Origin of the sequence: Azospirillum picis (assembly GCF_017876115.1) — a bacterium.
Lineage (GTDB): Bacteria > Pseudomonadota > Alphaproteobacteria > Azospirillales > Azospirillaceae > Azospirillum > Azospirillum picis.
On record NZ_JAGINO010000034.1, the window covers coordinates 23,668 to 38,994 of the forward strand.

Consider the following 15,327-nt stretch of genomic DNA (forward strand, 5'->3'; position numbering starts at 1 on the left):
TCCCGGCCACAACCGAATCTGTGGATTACCTCGTCATGACTGCCCGCCTCGCCGTTTCGCTGTCTGCGCTTCTCCTGCTGGGGGTGGCGTCGGTTCCGGCGATGGCCGAGCTGGTGCCGGTCGCGCCGAGCATGCCGCCCGCCGCCTATTACGGCCTCCCTGAACCGAAGGACGAGGTGCTGCTGCCCGGCAGCCCGCCGCCGGAGTCCGGCACGCCCGAAAAGGGACCGGACGGCAAGACCACCGGGCCGGCGGAATTGATAGAAGGCTGGGATGGCGGCGCCGCCAAGCGCAAGGACGGCAGCTTCGCCTATTGCGTGGTGGAGGGGGAGTTCACCTCCGGCCATGTCCTGATGATCGCCCGCAGCCAGAAGGGCGAGACCAACATCGGCGTCGGCATTCCCGGCGCCGGCCTGCCGAAGGACGGCGAGTGGCCGGTGACCCTGGAGGTCGACGGCAAGATGAAGCGCGAGCGCGTCGCGGTGGCGCCGCAGCCGGACATGCTGGTGGTCTCCAACGGCAAGGACGAGGATCTGGTCACGGCGCTGATGAACGGCAGCGAACTGGTCGTCTCCTCCGCCTCCGACCGGATCGCCTTCAAGCTCAGCGGCACCAAGAAGGTCCTCGGCGACCTCAGGACCTGCGTCGACAAGGCCGGCAACGTCCCGCCGATCAGGGTCGCCGCCGGCCGCCCGGTGGACAAGAGCCGCCCGCGGCTGCCGGAAGGGCTGGACAGCCTGCTAACCGCCGCCGGCGTCCACAACGCCGTACCGGTGCCGATGGACAACCTGCCGCCCGAGCGCCGTCCGGCCGACGTCGCCTGGCGGGTCGGCCCGATCGTCGGCGGCATCCGCGAGCGCGCGGTCGACGAGGACAGCAAGATCGAGGAGCTGTCCGACAGCTTCGCCGGCGCGATGAAGGAGAAGTGCGAAGGCACCGCCACGGTGACCCTGAACCCGCCGGAGCAGGCCGGGCCGGCGTGGATCCGCACCGGCTCCGTCGAGTGCGCGATGGAGCAGGGCAAGCTGCATGTCGCGATGACGTTCCTGCTGTCGCAGCGCCGCCTGTTTACCGTGATCTTCCACGAGGCCGGCGAGGCCGACGTGGCACTGGCCGACAAGGTGCGGGACAATTTGGCCCAGGTGCTGCGCCGTGCGGGTAACGCGCCTCCGGCCGCTGCCGCGGCCGATCCCTCCGCAGCGGCGTCGCCGCCGCCCGCCGCCCCGGTCGTCGCGTCGCCGGAGCCGGCGACGCCGGCGGTACCGTCCGCACCGGTGCCTGCGCCGGCCGCACCGCCCGCGCCGGTGCCTGCGCCGCCCACACCGCCTGCGGCTTCCCAACCGCCCGCCGCCAAGCCGGTGCAGTCCCCGCCGCCGGCCCAGCCTTCCGCTCCGTCGGCCGGCCAGACCGCCGCACCGGCGACGGTCAAGCCAGGGACCAAGCCGCAGCCGGGCAAGTCCTGACGGAACTCCTGCCCGTCCGGCTCATTGTCCTTGTACGGACGGGCTATCGGTTTTGCGCAATCATGCCTGACAACAGCGTTCCCATCGACGGCGTGGGCGAGAATGCCCAGGCCGGCACCGACCCATACTCTGCGCTCGACGCGTCGGCGGCCACCACGCTGTCCGACCGTTGGAGCGTGCGCGACAGCGCCCTTGCGGTCGTCGGCCTCGCGGCCCTGGTGGGAGGCACGGTCGGGCTGCTGGTCGGCCTGCTGCACGAGGGGGTCCTGATGCTCCAGGCGCTGGCCTTCGACCTGCCGGATGGGGAGCGGCTGGGCCAGAGCGCCCCCGACCTGTTGCGCACGCTGGGCGTTCCGGTGGCAGGCGGCCTGCTGCTGGGGGTGCTGTCGGCGCTGGTGCGGCGCTGGCGCCCCAACGACATCGTCGACGCGGTCGAGGCGAACGCGCTCTATGGCGGCAAGATGTCGCTGATCGACAGCCTGCGGCTGACGGTGACGACGGCGCTGTCCAACGGCTCCGGCGCTTCCGTGGGCATGGAGGCGGCCTATACTCAGGCCGGTGCCGGGCTGGCCTCCACCCTTGGGCAGCGGCTGCGGCTTCGCCGGGCCGATTTGCGGACCATGGTCGGCTGCGGGGCGGCGGCGGCCATCGCCGCCGCCTATCATGCACCGCTGGCCGGCGCCTTCTATGCCTTCGAGCTGGTGCTGGGCGGCTACACCCTGGCGGCCCTGGCGCCGGTGGGGGCCGCGGCGGTGCTGGCGGTCGCCGCCTCGGGCCTGCTGACCGGCGGCGAAGTCCCGCTGGCGCTTGGGCGGCCGGTGGTGATCGCGGGTTGGGACTACGCGGCCTGCGGCGTCATCGGCTTCCTCGCCGGATGGCTGAGCATCCTCGCCATGCAGGCGGTGACGGCGGCGGAGCGCGGATTCAAGCGCCTGCCGATCCCGCGCTGGATGCGGCCGGCGGTCGGCGGCCTCGCCTTCGGCGGGGTGGCTCTGGCGGTGCCGGCGGTGATGGGCAGCGGCCCCGGCGCCGTGCCGCCGGAACTGGCGGGCGGCGCGCTGGCATTGGCACTGACGCTGGTGGCCAAAATCCTGGCCTCGGCGCTGTCGCTGGGCTCCGGCTTCCGCGGCGGCCTGTTCAGCGCCTCGCTGTTCATCGGCGGGCTGTTCGGCGGGCTGCTGGGGATCGCGACCGACGGCCTGCTGCCGCAACTCGGCATCGACAGCGGCCTTCTGCTGCTGGTCGGCATGGGGTCGGTCGCCGCCGGCATCGTCGGCGCGCCGGTGACCATGGTGCTGCTGGTGCTGGAGACGACGCAGGACCTGTGGGCGGCGTCGGGCGTGCTGATCGGCGTTGTCCTGTCGACCACCGTGGTCCGCCAGGCCTTCGGCTACTCCTTCGCCACCTGGCGCTTCCACCTGCGCGGCGTGCCCATCCGCGGTGCGTACGACATCGGCTGGCTATCGGAACTGACCGCCTTCCGCCTGATGCGCCGCGACGCCAAGACGGTGCCCGCCACCCTGACGGTGCAGGCGCTGCGCCGTCTCTATCCATTGGGCGCCGCCAAGCTGGTCTTCGCCGTGGACGAGAAGGGCACCTATGCCGGCATGGTCGACATGGCGGCGGTGCACGACCCCGACCAGGACGCGACCGCCACGGAAACCCGCGTCGCCGACCTCGCCACCAAGGCCGACGCCGTCCTGATGCCCGGCGACGATGCCCGCACCGTGCTGGGCCGCTTCGGCAGCGCCGAGTCCGAGACGCTGCCGGTGCTGTCCTCCCCCACCGACCGCCGCGTCATCGGCTATGTGACGGAGTCCTTCGCGCTGCGCCGCTATTCCCAGGCGCTGGAACGCCAGCGCGGCGAGGATCTCGGCGAGCGGGGCCTCTGGGGGCGGGACTGAGGGATTCTCCGGCGCTGACGCTGCTGCGACGACCGCAGGGTCGTGGCAGGATGGCCGGCGCCGATCCCGATGGGCCGGAAGCCCCGATTGCCGGAAGCTTGGTCAGCCGGAGCGTCTTGGATGGGAAGGATTGCGCCAGCCATGCCGGAAACGACCAGGGACATGCGGTTCATGAATGCGGTTACCACCGGCAGAGTGGGGGAGGCGGCACCATGAAGCCCGTCCCCTCCTCGATCATGGTCGACGAAGCCGGCCCTCAGAAATTCACGCTCACCGTGATGTTCGACGGTCAGAGGTTCGACTGCGGCAGCTATATCAGCCGAGCCGCGGCGATGCAGGCCGGCCGGCTGTTCGTGCAACGCAAGGAAGGCGAGGCTGCCGGCGGCCGGACGAAGCGGAAGCCCGGTAAGCGCTGACCAGCGCAGGAGGACGAGCGAATGCCGTTGCGTCAGGAGATGGAAACCGCCCGTTTCGAGGCCAAGGCAGAGGACGGCACGATCCATATGGTCGTCGAGTTCACCACATTCATTCAGATGGTGACGTTCAGGGGGCCTGCCGGCTGGGTGCCGGAGGGGAAACTTTACAGGCTGGAAAACGGCGATGCGGTGGACGCACTGCCGGATGGCGGCTTCCGGATTTCCGCGTGTGAAGGCTCGATCCGACCTGTCGAGAAGCCGAGGCGATGAACGGCCGGCCGCCGCCCGACGACGATCGCACCCGCATGGCCGCGAATCTTGGCGCCGCGGTCGCCATCATGATCGTCCTGGGCCTGGGTTATTGGCTGATGGGCGCGATGATGCGGCAATCCGAGGACGAAGACTGCCTGATGGCCCACAGGCTAAGCTGCGGCAGCATCGAGACGCCGCGTTCCTGACTGCTGGCGCATTGCCGAGTGTTGTGGGGTGTTGTGGCGGATGGGGTGGGATTCGAACCCACGGTAGGCTTGCACCTACGCCAGTTTTCAAGACTGGAGCCTTAAACCACTCGGCCACCCATCCGTCCGGCCCATCGGAGTAGCGAATGCACCGGGGCGGGTCAAGCCCTGCGCGCAGCCCAACCGCAATCCTGCGTTCAATTCCTGATCGGCCGCGCTGCGGCCCGGAGTATGCGCGTCTCTCTCCGCGATGGTTGCCAAACCCGGGCTCCGCCGGTTCTCGGGCACTCCGGTCGGACAACCGTCGCAGAAAGGTCGTGGCCATGAACAAGGACGGTTCGTTGGCCGGTTCCCTCAGGCGTCGCGCAGCTCCAGCACCACCGGCGTGTGGTCCGACGCCTTCTCGCCGCCGCGCGGGCGGCGGTCGATGGTGCAGGCGGCGAGACGGTCGGCCGCCTGCGGCGACAGCAGGAAATGGTCGATGCGCAGGCCCAGGTCGCGCGGCCAGCTTCCCGCCTGGTAATCCCAGAAGGTGTAGGCGTGGTCGTCGTCGTGCAGGGCGCGATAGGCCTCGGTCAGGCCGAGATTCAGCAGGGCGCGGAACTTGGCGCGCGAGTCCGGGCGGAACAGGGCGTCGCCGGCGAAGGCCTGGGGCGAGAAGACGTCGCGCGCCTCGGGGATGATGTTGTAGTCGCCGCCGAGGACGAAGGGGATCTCGCGCGCCAGCAGGTCGCGGGCATGGGCGTGGAGCCGGTCCATCCAGCGCAGCTTGTAGGCGAACTTCTCGCCCGGCACCGGGTTGCCGTTGGGCAGGTAGAGCGAGGCGATGCGCACCCCGCCGACCGTGGCCTCGACATAGCGGGCCTGCTCGTCCTCAGGCTCGCCGGGAAGGCGGGTCAGCACGTCCTCGGCCGGCAGCTTCGACAGCAGGGCGACGCCGTTGTAGGCCTTCTGCCCGACCGCCTCGACATGGTAGCCGAGCTCCTCGAAGGCCGCGCGCGGGAAGGCGGCGGTCTCGCACTTGATTTCCTGGAAGAGCACGACGTCCGGGGACACCGTGCGCAGCCAGTCGGTGATCAGCGGAAGGCGGGCCTTCGCCGAGTTGACGTTCCAGGTGGCGATCTTCACGACGAATGGCCTGCCTTGTTCTTCTTCTTGGACGGTCTTGTTCTTGGACGATCTTGGATGGAGCTTCCGCCTGAGCGGCGGGCTCAGACGGCGAAGGAGTTGCCGCAGCCGCAGGAAGCCGTCGCGTTGGGGTTCTTGATCTGGAACGAGGCGCCCATCAGGTCTTCCACATAGTCCAGCGTGGCGCCGGCCAGCAGGTCGAGCGAGGCGTCGTCGGTCACCACCCGTGTACCGTCCTTCTCGAACACATGGTCGTCCTCGCCGGCGCTGGCGTCGAAGCCGAAGCCGTACTGGAAGCCGGAACAGCCGCCGCCCGACACCGTCAGGCGCAGCATCAGGGCCGGATTGCCCTCCTGCTCGATCAGGAAGGCGACGCGCTTGGCGGCGCTTTCGGAGACGGTGAGGACGCGGGACGCGGTGTCGGCGGGCAGGGCGGTATCGGGCATGGTCTGGCACCTCTGGTGCGATGCGGGAGTTGCCACAAATGTAAGGGGGATCGGCGGCCACGTCAAAGTGCGGGCACGGTTGCAGTTTTGGCACGCTCGCCAGGGGCGGCGGCGCGGGCCAGGGCATAGCACGCCTTCGCCGTTGCGCCCGCGCCCCGCCGACGGGTAGTGTCCGGGCCATGACGGCGGACCCTTTCCACGATCGGCTGGCGGCCTACGCCTGCAACCCGGCGGACACGCGCGGGCGGCTGGTGGCGGAGCCGGAGAGCCCGACGCGCTCGTGCCACCAGCGCGACCGCGACCGCATCGTGCATTCCGGGGCCTTCCGCCGGCTGAAGCACAAGACGCAGGTCTTCGTCTACCACGAGGGCGACTATTACCGCACCCGGCTGACCCACAGCCTGGAGGTGGCGCAGATCGCCCGATCGATCAGCCGCACCCTCGGCCTCAACGAGGATCTGGCGGAGGCGGTTGCGCTGGCCCACGACCTCGGCCACACCCCTTTCGGCCATGCCGGGGAAGAGGCGCTGAACGCCTGCATGGCGCCCTATGGCGGCTTCGCCCACAACGACCAGACCCTGCGCATCCTGACCCGGCTGGAGCGCCGCTACGCCGACTTCGACGGGCTGAACCTGACCTGGGAGGCGCTGGAGGGGGTGGTGAAGCACAACGGCCCGCTGCTGCCGCTGGCCGACGGCTCCACTCTGCCCACCACCATCGCCGCCTTCCGCGACCTCTGGGACCTGGAACTGCACACCCAGCCGGGGGCCGAGGCGCAGGTCGCCGCGCACGCCGACGACATCGCCTACAACAACCACGACATCGACGACGGCCTGCGCGCCGGCCTGTTCACCGTCGACGAGGTCGCCGAGCTGCCTCTGGTCGGGCCGATCGTGCGCGAGGTGCTGGACCGCCATCCCGGGCTGGAGCGGCCGCGCCTGATCCACGAGACGGTGCGCCGCATGATCAACGCCATGGTCACCGACCTGATGACCGAGACGCGGCGGCGGCTGGCCGAACACCGGCCGGGCAGCGCCGCGGAGCTGCGGGCGCTGCCGCAGCCGGTGGCCTGCTTCTCCGACGCGATGGTCGAGGCGCAGCGGCCGCTGCGCGCCTTCCTGCGCCAGCGCATGTACCGGCACTATCGCGTGAACCGCGAGATGAGCAAATGCAAGCGTGTGGTCCGCGACCTGTTCCGGCTGTTCATGGACGAACCCAACACTCTGCCGACCGAGTGGCAGCGCGACGCCATCGGTGGCGGCGACCTTGCGGTGCGCGCCCGCCTTGTGGCCGATTACATCGCCGGCATGACCGACCGTTACGCGCTGGCCGAGCATGACCGCCTGTTCGACCTGCATGTGAAGACCTGACACCGGCCGGCATCCGGCCGGCCCCGCTACCGCGAACCAAAGCACGACCCCGGAAACACGACCAAAGACGATGAATATTTTCAAGGCCTTCGAGACCGATATTCGCAAGCTGCTGGATGAACTGGCCGCCGAGGGCAAGATCCCGGCCGGGCTGGACGGCAGCCGTCTGACGGTCGAGCCGCCGCGCGAGGCCGCCCACGGCGACCTGTCCACCAACGCCGCGATGATCCTGGCCAAGCCGGCGAAGATGGCGCCGCGGGCGCTGGCCGAACTGCTGGTCGCCAAGCTGAAGGACCGGCCGGACGTCGCCTCGGTCGAGATCGCCGGTCCGGGCTTCGTCAACCTGCGCCTGACCCCCGACGTCTGGCGCGACCGCATCCGCGACGTGCTGAACGCCGGCACCGCCTACGGCGACAGCGACCTTGGCAAGCGGACCCCGGTGAACGTCGAGTATGTGTCGGCCAACCCGACCGGCCCGCTGCACGCCGCCCACGGCCGCGGCGCGGTGTTCGGTGACGCGCTGGCGGCGCTGCTGGAGAAGGCCGGCTACGCCGTCACCCGCGAATACTACATCAACGACGCCGGCGCCCAGGTCGACGTGCTGGCCCGCTCCACCTACCTGCGCTACCGCGAGGCGCTGGGCGAGGCGATCGGCGACATCCCGGCCGGCCTCTATCCCGGCGAGTACCTGAAGGAGGTCGGGCAGGCGCTGGCCGAGCGCGACGGCAAGGCCTGGCTCGGCAAGGACGAGGCGGAGTGGCTGCCGGCCTGCCGCGCCTTCGCCATCGACATGATCATGGGATGGATCCGCGAGGATCTGGGCGTGCTCGGCGTGAAGATGGACGTCTACAGCAGCGAGCGCGCGCTGGTGGCCGCCGGGGCGGTCAACACGGCGCTGGCGGCGCTGGAAGAACGCGGCCTGATCTACACCGGCGTGCTGGAGCCGCCGAAGGGCAAGAAGCCCGACGATTGGGAGCCGCGGCCGCAGACCCTGTTCAAGTCCAGCCAGTTCGGCGACGACGTCGACCGGCCGCTGAAGAAGTCCGACGGCTCCTTCACCTATTTCGCCAACGACATCGCCTACCATTACGACAAGTACCGCCGCGGCGCCGCGTCGCTGATCGACGTGCTGGGCGCCGACCATGGCGGCTACGTCAAGCGCATGCAGGCGGCGACCCGGGCGATCTCCGGCGGCGCGGCCGAGCTGGACGTGAAGCTCTGCCAGCTCGTCCACCTGATGCAGGATGGCCAGCCGGTGAAGATGTCGAAGCGCGCCGGCACCTTCGTGACCCTGCGCGACGTCATCGACCAGGTCGGCCGGGACGTGGTCCGCTTCATCATGCTGACCCGCCGCAACGACCAGACGCTGGACTTCGACTTCGCCAAGGTGACGGAGCAGTCGAAGGACAACCCCGTCTTCTACGTGCAGTACGCCCACGCCCGCTGCCGCTCGGTGCTGCGCCATGCTGCCACCGCCCTGCCGCAGCTCGACCAGTCGCCGGCGGCACTGGCCGCGGCCGCCGACCTCGCCCGGCTCGATGCCGAGGAGGAGATGACGCTGGCCAAGCGCATGGCGACTTGGCCGCGGGTGGTCGAGGCGGCGGCCGAGGCGCATGAGCCGCACCGCATCGCCTTCTATCTCTACGACCTCGCCAGCGAGTTCCATGCGCTGTGGAACCGCGGCCGCGACGACGCGTCGCTGCGCTTCCTGATCGAGGGCGACGCGGAGCTGACGACGGCGCGCCTCGCGCTGATCGCCGCGGTGGCCACGGTCATCGCGTCGGGCCTGCGGGTCATGGGTGTCGAGCCGGTGGAGGAACTGCGTTCATGAAGTATGACGGCGACGTCAACTACGCGGCCAATCCCTATGGGATGCCGTCCCGCCAGCACGGCAGCCGGCGCGGGCTGCTGGCGCTCGGCTTCGCCGTGGTCGGTGTCGTCACCTTTGCGGGCGCCGCGGTGGTGGCCCTGCGCGGCCACGACCGGCTCTCCGCCGACGGGCCGCCGCTGCTGACCGCCGACGCCGGCCCGGTCAAGTCGCGCCCGGACCAGCCGGGCGGGCTGGAGGTGCCGCACCAGGACATCCTGGCCTACGAACGCCTGCGCGACCACGACGGCAGCGGCCATCAGGTCGAACGGCTGCTGCCGCCGCCGGAAACGCCGCTGCCGCGCCCGGTGGTGACGCCGCCGCTTCCGGTCGCCCCGCCGCTTCCTTCCGTGCCGGCCGTCGCCCAGCTTCCGCCGGGCGCCACCGCCACCGTGCCACGCGACAGCGTCGCCGCCGCGGTGGCCGCCGCCGGTCCGCTGGCCGCCGCGGAGTCGCCGTCGGCGATCCCCGGCGACGCGGCCGCGCCGCTGGCGCCGGTGCTTCCCCCCCAGGCCGCCGCCCAGCCCAAGCCGCAGCCGTCGGCGATCCCCGGGCCGCGTCCTGCGACGCAGACCCCGGCACAGCCGCCGGTGCAGGCGGCCGCCAAGCCGGTCCCGCCCGCCGCCGCCCCTCCGGCGGTCAAGCAGGCGGCCCAGCAGCCGCCTCAACCGCAGGGCCAGCAGCGCATCGGGCAGTTGATCGCCCAACTGGAAGCGGGCTCGCTGCCCCCGCAGCAGCCGGCCAAGGCCGCCCCGGTGGCGATCAAGCAGGCGGCCTCGGCGCCGTCGGCCCCGTCGGCCGGCGGCGGCGGCTGGCGCATCCAGCTTGCCTCGGTGCGCAGCGAGCCGGAAGCCACCGCGGAATGGAAGCGCATCGTCGGCCGCCACCCCGACGCGGTCGGCGGCCTGTCCCTCCAGGTCGCGAAGGTCGACCTCGGCGACAAGGGCGTGTTCTACCGGGTCCAGGGCGCCGGTGCCGACGAGGCGCGGGCCAAGTCGGTCTGCGCCCAGTTGCGCGCGCAGAATGTGGGGTGCGTGGTTGTCCGTCCTTGATTCGGGTGAAACCCGCGGGAAAGGCCCGCGGGCTGTCGTCTTCGGTTGTGCCGGGCTTTCCCTGACGGCTGACGAGGTCACCTTCTTCCGTGATGCCGATCCGCTCGGCTTCATCCTGTTCCGCCGCAACTGCGACAGCCGCGACCAGATGCGCCGCCTGGTCGATGACCTGCGCGCCAGCGTCGGCCGACCCGACGCCCCGGTGCTGATCGACCAGGAGGGAGGCCGCGTCGCGCGCATGCGCCCGCCGCACTGGCCGGCCCATCCCGCGATGGGCGTGTTCGGCGCCCTCGCCGCACAGGATGCCGCCGCCGGCCGCGAGGCGGCCTGGATCAACGGCCGCCTGCTCGCCCATATGCTGGCCGAGGTCGGGATCACCGTGGACTGCGCACCGGTGTGCGACGTCCCGGTCGAGGGTGCCCACGACATCATCGGCGACCGCGCCTTCTCGCGCGACCCGGCGACGGTGATCGCGCTTGCCCGCGCCACCGCCGATGGGTTGCTGGCCGGCGGCGTGCTGCCGGTGCTCAAGCACATCCCCGGCCACGGCCGCGCCTTCGCCGACAGCCATGCCGAGCTTCCGGTGGTGGAAACCGGGCGCGCCGACCTGGAGGCCACCGACTTCGCCCCTTTCCGCGCCCTTGCCGACCTGCCGCTGGCGATGGTGGCGCATGTGGTGCTGAAGGCGATCGATCCCGCCGCTCCGGCCAGCACCTCGCCCATCGTGGTGCGCGAGGTGGTGCGGGGACCGTCCATCGGATTCGACGGCCTGCTGTTCAGTGACGACCTGTCGATGAACGCCCTGCAGGGGGATCCCGCCGGCCGCGCGGAGGCCGTGCTGGCGGCGGGCATGGACGTCGTGCTTCACTGCAACGGCGACCTGGAGGAAATGCGCTCCCTGGTCGGCACCGTTCCCGTCCTGTCGGGCGAGGCGGCGGCGCGCTGGCACCGGGCCGAGGCAATGCGCCACCCGCCGGAGCCGGCCGACATCCCGGCATTGACCCACCGGCTGGCCGAGCTTATCGGCACCGCCGCAGCCTGAGGGAAGAGAACGGACGATGGAGGCATGGATCTTCCAGGTGACCGCCGTGGCCCTGCCGGCCATCCTGGCGATCACCTTGCACGAGGCGGCGCACGGCTTCGTCGCTTGGCGGCTGGGTGACGACACCGCCTACCGGATGGGGCGCGTCACCTTCAACCCGATCCGCCACATCGATCCCGTCGGGACGGTGCTGCTGCCGGCACTGATGTATTTCACGACCGGCTTCGTCTTCGGCTGGGCCAAGCCGGTGCCCGTCAACTTCGCCCGCCTCGACCATCCGCGCCGCGACATGGTGTGGGTGGCGCTGGCCGGCCCGGGGACCAACTTCCTGCTGGCGGTGGCGTCGGCCCTGCTGTGGCGGCTGGTAAATCCCGACAACAGCATGGTCGAGCTGTGGATCCGCTCCGCCGCCGAGGTGTCGGTGCTGGTCAACGTCATCCTGATGGTCTTCAACCTCATCCCGCTGCCGCCGCTGGACGGCGGGCGCGTCGCCGTCGGCATCCTGCCCGATTTCCTGGCGGTGCCGCTGTCGCGGCTGGAGCGTTTCGGGCTGCTGATCCTGCTGGCCGCCTTCTTCCTGCTGCCGGCGCTCGGCCGGCAGATCGGCGTCGACCTCAGCGTCATGCACTGGGTGCTCGGGCCGCCGGTCGACGCGGTGATCGATTTCATCCGCGCCCTGACCGGCAACGATTGAGAGCAGCGGCCATGTCCGGGGAGACGCCAGTTCCGGCGGCCGGGGCCTTGCCGCCCGGCGGCACGCCCACGCCCACGCCCACGACCGCGCCCACGTCCATATCCACGGCCACGCCGTCCGACCAGCTCCTCCTCGTGCTGGACGGCTTCGAGGGGCCGCTCGACATGCTGCTGGCGCTGGGGCGCGAGCAGAAGGTCGACCTGACCCGGATCTCGATCCTCCAGCTCGCCGACCAGTATCTCTCCTTCGTCGCCGAGGCGCGCAAGGTCCGGCTGGAACTGGCGGCTGACTATCTGGTGATGGCGGCATGGCTCGCCTATCTGAAGTCGCGCCTGCTGCTGCCGGAGCCCGAGGGCGAGGAACCGTCGGGCGAGGACATGGCGGCGGCGCTGGCCTTCCAGCTCCAGCGGCTGGAGGCGATGAAGGAGGCGGCGGCCAAGCTATTCGCCAGGCCGCGCCTCGGCGTCGACGTGCATCCCCGCGGGGCGCCCGAGGATCTCGACCTGCGGCGCAAATCGGTCTACGAGGTCACGCTGTTCGACCTGCTGCGCGCCTATGGCCGCCAGCGCGCCCGCAAGGAGGGCGGCGTCCTGCGCATCGCGCCGGTGCGCCTCTATTCGCTGGAGGAGGCCGTGCAGCGCCTGTCGGCCCTGCTGGGCCACATGCCCGACTGGGCGACGCTGTCGAGCTTCCTGCCCAGTGGGCAGGGTGGCGGGCAGGGCGGGGGGCTGCTGACCCGCTCCGCCCTGGCGGCCCATTTCGCGGCCACCCTGGAGCTTGCCAAGGCGGGCAGGGTGGAACTGCGGCAGGAGGCTGCCTTCTCGCCGCTCTATGTCCGCAGCCGCCGCGACGGCGAGGACGCCACCGGCGGCCCCAGCGAAGACCCCAGTTGAAGGCTTTTGGGATTTGAGCATCAAGGAAGTCACCGATTCCGCCGAGGCGGAGGCCCGCATCGGCAGGCTGCGCCTGCTGGAGGCGCTCCTCTTCGCCTCGGCCGAGCCGCTGGACGAGGAGACGCTCGCCGGCCGCATCGGGCCGGAAGCCGGCTCGATGCTGGAGGAGCTGCGTGCGCACTATGCCCCGCGCGGAGTCAATCTGGTGCGGACCGGCGCCGGCTGGTCCTTCCGGACGGCCGTCGACCTGGCGCCCGAACTCCGCCGCGAGGAGGAGGTGTCGCGCAAGCTGTCGCGGGCCGCGATCGAAACGCTGGCGATCATCGCCTATCACCAGCCGGTCACCCGGGCCGAGATCGAATCCATCCGCGGCGTGGCCACAAGCAAGGGGACCCTCGACCTGCTGATGGAACATGGCTGGGTGCGTCCAGGCCGCCGGCGCGAGACGCCCGGCCGGCCGCTGACCTGGATCACCACCGACCATTTCCTCGACCATTTCGCGCTGGAGTCCCTGCGCGACCTGCCCAGCGTCGACGACCTGCGCGCCGCCGGATTGCTGGACAGCCGTCCGGTGCTGCTCGGGCTCGGCGCGGTGGGCGACGACAGCGCCGTTCCCGGCGACGGAGGGGCTGGCGGAGACGACGAATGAGCCCCGGGTTTTTGCCGGCCATCGTCGAATTCCCGTGAATCTCCAATGACAAGTGTTTAAGGATGATGGGGCGAACGTTGCGGCATGTTGACCTTTCTGTCATAGTGCCGGCCCGCCGCAAGGCCGTTCAAACGTGATAGGCGCGCCATGGGTTCTTTCAGCATCTGGCACTGGATCATCGTTCTTCTGATCGTTCTTCTGCTGTTCGGCGCGGGCAAGTTGCCGAAGGTGATGGGCGATCTCGCCAAGGGCGTGAAGTCCTTCAAGGCGGGGCTGCAGGACGACAGCGATGACGCGGCTCCGGGAACGACCGCGGGTGCCAACGCGAAGGTCATCCCGAACCAGCCGGCCAACACGGCCGAGAGCGCGGCCAAGAAGGACGAGGCGGTCCGCGGCTGACCGGCGGCGCGCGGCGAGCCTGCGCGTCTCCAAGCCCTCCGCATTCGTGAAGCCGGAAGAACATGTTCGACATAGCTTGGTCCGAACTGCTGGTGATCGCCGTCCTGGCTCTCGTGGTCATCGGACCGAAGGATCTGCCCAAGGCGATCTACCAGCTCGGCAAATGGGTGCGGAAGGCACGCGTCGTCGCCCGCGAGTTCCAGACCCACATCGACGACATGATGCGGGAGACCGAGCTTGAGGAGCTCCGCAAGGAAGCCCTGAAGACGCGGGATCTCAACATCAAGAAAATGATGGAGGACACCATCGATCCGAAGGGGGAGGTGGGAAAGGCCTTCGACGTCGGTCTGAACGGCCATGCCGGCAGCCCTCCCGAGGGGGACGCGCCGCAGGTTCCGGCCCCCGCGGCCCCGGCCGCCTCGGTTCCACCGGCGGCCACTCCGCCCGCCTCCGCTCCGCCGCAGGTCGTCGACAGCGTCGCCCCGGCGGCAGCACCTTCGCCGATCACGCCCGCTCCGGCCCCAGCCCCAGCGCACGTTCCGGCGGACATGGCGCCGCACCCGGTCTCCCCCCAGCCGGTTCCCGAACCGGTTCCGGCGACCGGCCACACGACCGACAAGCAGACGCAGTAAAGACGGCCCATGACCGGCGAAACGCACCAGGACGAGCTCGAAGACAGCAAGATGCCGCTGATCGATCACCTGATCGAGCTGCGGAACCGCCTGATGTGGTCGATCGGGGCTATCCTGATCGCCTTCCTGCTGTGCTACGCCTTCTCCGACCGCATCTATAATTTCCTGGTGCAGCCGCTGGCCGACATCCTGGCCGGCCAGGGCCGCCGGATGATCTACACCGGCCTCACCGAAGCCTTCTTCACCTACGTGAAGGTCGCCTTCTGGGCCGGCTGCTTCATCTCCTTCCCGATCGTCGCCAGCCAGATCTGGATGTTCGTCGCTCCCGGCCTGTACAAGCACGAGCGGCGCGCCTTCCTGCCCTTCCTGGTCGCCACGCCGGTGATGTTCCTGACCGGTGCCTCCATCGTCTACTACTTCATCTTCCCGATGGCATGGCGCTTCTTCCTCGGCTTCGAATTCCACCCCGGCGGCGCCGATCCCAACGCCCTGCCGATCGAGTTCGAAGCCCGCGTCGGTGAATATCTGCATCTGGTGATGTCGCTGATCTTCGCCTTCGGCATCGCCTTCCAGCTACCGGTGCTGCTGACCCTGCTCGTGCGCGTCGGCATCATCAGCACCGATGCGCTGGCGTCAAAGCGGCGCTATGCCATCGTCTTCGCCTTCATCGCGGCGGCGGTGCTGACGCCGCCGGACGTCATCAGCCAAGTCAGCCTCGCGCTGCCGCTGATCGCGCTCTACGAGATCTCGATCCTGGTCGGACGCCGCATCGAGAAGGCGCGCGCCGCGGAGGCCGCCTCGGCCGGGACGGAATAGGCCGGCACCGCCATCGCCTTTACTGTGAGACGCCCGGGACGACACTTTCCGGGTCGTCCCATAGGGTAATAATCCGTCCGTCGTGGACATGCCGCCAT

The 15,327-nt window shown here is 70.2% G+C and carries 17 protein-coding genes and 1 tRNA gene; 15 read left to right on the forward strand and 3 right to left on the reverse strand.

Annotation, left to right across the window (positions count from 1 at the left end; all coding sequences use genetic code 11):
* The first annotated feature begins 35 nt into the window (after nt 1–35).
* The 5 genes from J2850_RS29235 to J2850_RS29255 all read left to right on the forward strand — a co-directional run bounded on the left by J2850_RS29235 (nt 36) and on the right by J2850_RS29255 (nt 4,241).
* Nucleotides 36–1,463, forward strand: a complete 1,428-nt coding sequence (locus J2850_RS29235; protein WP_209990410.1) for a hypothetical protein — start codon at nt 36–38, stop codon at nt 1,461–1,463.
* 62 nt (nt 1,464–1,525) lie between these two features.
* Nucleotides 1,526–3,367: a chloride channel protein gene (locus J2850_RS29240; protein WP_209990413.1), complete on the forward strand. Its 1,842-nt coding sequence runs from the start codon at nt 1,526–1,528 to the stop codon at nt 3,365–3,367.
* A 212-nt stretch (nt 3,368–3,579) separates the two neighbouring features.
* Nucleotides 3,580–3,783, forward strand: a complete 204-nt coding sequence (locus J2850_RS29245) for a hypothetical protein (RefSeq protein WP_209990416.1) — start codon at nt 3,580–3,582, stop codon at nt 3,781–3,783.
* Between the two features lie 21 nt (nt 3,784–3,804).
* The gene (locus J2850_RS29250; RefSeq protein WP_209990419.1) at nt 3,805–4,053 is read left to right on the forward strand and encodes a hypothetical protein; all 249 of its coding nucleotides are present in this window, start codon (nt 3,805–3,807) and stop codon (nt 4,051–4,053) included.
* Nucleotides 4,050–4,241, forward strand: coding sequence for a hypothetical protein (locus tag J2850_RS29255; RefSeq protein ID WP_209990422.1), 192 nt, complete (start codon nt 4,050–4,052; stop codon nt 4,239–4,241). Before J2850_RS29250 ends, J2850_RS29255 begins: the two co-directional genes overlap by 4 nt.
* A 34-nt stretch (nt 4,242–4,275) precedes the next feature.
* On the opposite strand, the gene J2850_RS29260 is transcribed toward J2850_RS29255, so the two are convergent.
* The 3 genes from J2850_RS29260 to erpA form a co-directional block, all read right to left on the reverse strand.
* Nucleotides 4,276–4,365, reverse strand: a tRNA-Ser gene (locus J2850_RS29260).
* Nucleotides 4,366–4,595: 230 nt separating this feature from the next.
* Entirely contained in the window at nt 4,596–5,369 is a 774-nt protein-coding gene (locus tag J2850_RS29265; RefSeq protein WP_209990424.1) for an exodeoxyribonuclease III, read from the reverse strand.
* A gap of 83 nt (nt 5,370–5,452) precedes the next feature.
* Complete coding sequence (erpA, locus tag J2850_RS29270; RefSeq protein ID WP_209990428.1) at nt 5,453–5,815, reverse strand: iron-sulfur cluster insertion protein ErpA; 363 nt, start codon at nt 5,813–5,815, stop codon at nt 5,453–5,455.
* 179 nt (nt 5,816–5,994) lie between these two features.
* Here erpA and J2850_RS29275 point away from each other — a divergent pair, with 179 nt between their 5' ends.
* The 10 genes from J2850_RS29275 to tatC all read left to right on the forward strand — a co-directional run bounded on the left by J2850_RS29275 (nt 5,995) and on the right by tatC (nt 15,229).
* Entirely contained in the window at nt 5,995–7,185 is a 1,191-nt protein-coding gene (locus J2850_RS29275; protein ID WP_209990431.1) for a deoxyguanosinetriphosphate triphosphohydrolase, read from the forward strand.
* Nucleotides 7,186–7,255: 70 nt separating this feature from the next.
* Nucleotides 7,256–9,016, forward strand: a complete 1,761-nt coding sequence (gene argS / locus J2850_RS29280) for an arginine--tRNA ligase (protein ID WP_209990435.1) — start codon at nt 7,256–7,258, stop codon at nt 9,014–9,016.
* Nucleotides 9,013–10,104 carry an SPOR domain-containing protein gene (locus tag J2850_RS29285; protein ID WP_209990438.1) on the forward strand — a complete coding sequence of 364 codons (1,092 nt, stop codon included), beginning with the start codon at nt 9,013–9,015 and terminating at the stop codon, nt 10,102–10,104. The genes argS and J2850_RS29285 overlap by 4 nt, the downstream gene beginning before the upstream one ends.
* Nucleotides 10,076–11,146 carry a beta-N-acetylhexosaminidase gene (gene nagZ / locus J2850_RS29290; protein ID WP_209990441.1) on the forward strand — a complete coding sequence of 357 codons (1,071 nt, stop codon included), beginning with the start codon at nt 10,076–10,078 and terminating at the stop codon, nt 11,144–11,146. Before J2850_RS29285 ends, nagZ begins: the two co-directional genes overlap by 29 nt.
* A gap of 16 nt (nt 11,147–11,162) precedes the next feature.
* Nucleotides 11,163–11,840 (forward strand): site-2 protease family protein, encoded by a 678-nt coding sequence (locus J2850_RS29295; RefSeq protein WP_209990444.1) that lies wholly within the window; start codon nt 11,163–11,165, stop codon nt 11,838–11,840.
* A gap of 11 nt (nt 11,841–11,851) precedes the next feature.
* On the forward strand, nt 11,852–12,733 hold the full coding sequence (locus J2850_RS29300) for a segregation and condensation protein A (protein WP_246513741.1): 882 nt from the start codon (nt 11,852–11,854) through the stop codon (nt 12,731–12,733).
* A gap of 13 nt (nt 12,734–12,746) precedes the next feature.
* On the forward strand, nt 12,747–13,382 hold the full coding sequence (gene scpB / locus J2850_RS29305) for an SMC-Scp complex subunit ScpB (RefSeq protein WP_211114055.1): 636 nt from the start codon (nt 12,747–12,749) through the stop codon (nt 13,380–13,382).
* 147 nt (nt 13,383–13,529) lie between these two features.
* The gene (locus J2850_RS29310) at nt 13,530–13,781 is read left to right on the forward strand and encodes a twin-arginine translocase TatA/TatE family subunit (RefSeq protein WP_209990447.1); all 252 of its coding nucleotides are present in this window, start codon (nt 13,530–13,532) and stop codon (nt 13,779–13,781) included.
* A gap of 62 nt (nt 13,782–13,843) precedes the next feature.
* On the forward strand, nt 13,844–14,413 hold the full coding sequence (gene tatB / locus J2850_RS32150) for a Sec-independent protein translocase protein TatB (protein ID WP_281415101.1): 570 nt from the start codon (nt 13,844–13,846) through the stop codon (nt 14,411–14,413).
* A 9-nt stretch (nt 14,414–14,422) separates the two neighbouring features.
* Entirely contained in the window at nt 14,423–15,229 is an 807-nt protein-coding gene (tatC, locus tag J2850_RS29320) for a twin-arginine translocase subunit TatC (RefSeq protein ID WP_209990451.1), read from the forward strand.
* Nucleotides 15,230–15,327: the final 98 nt, after the last annotated feature.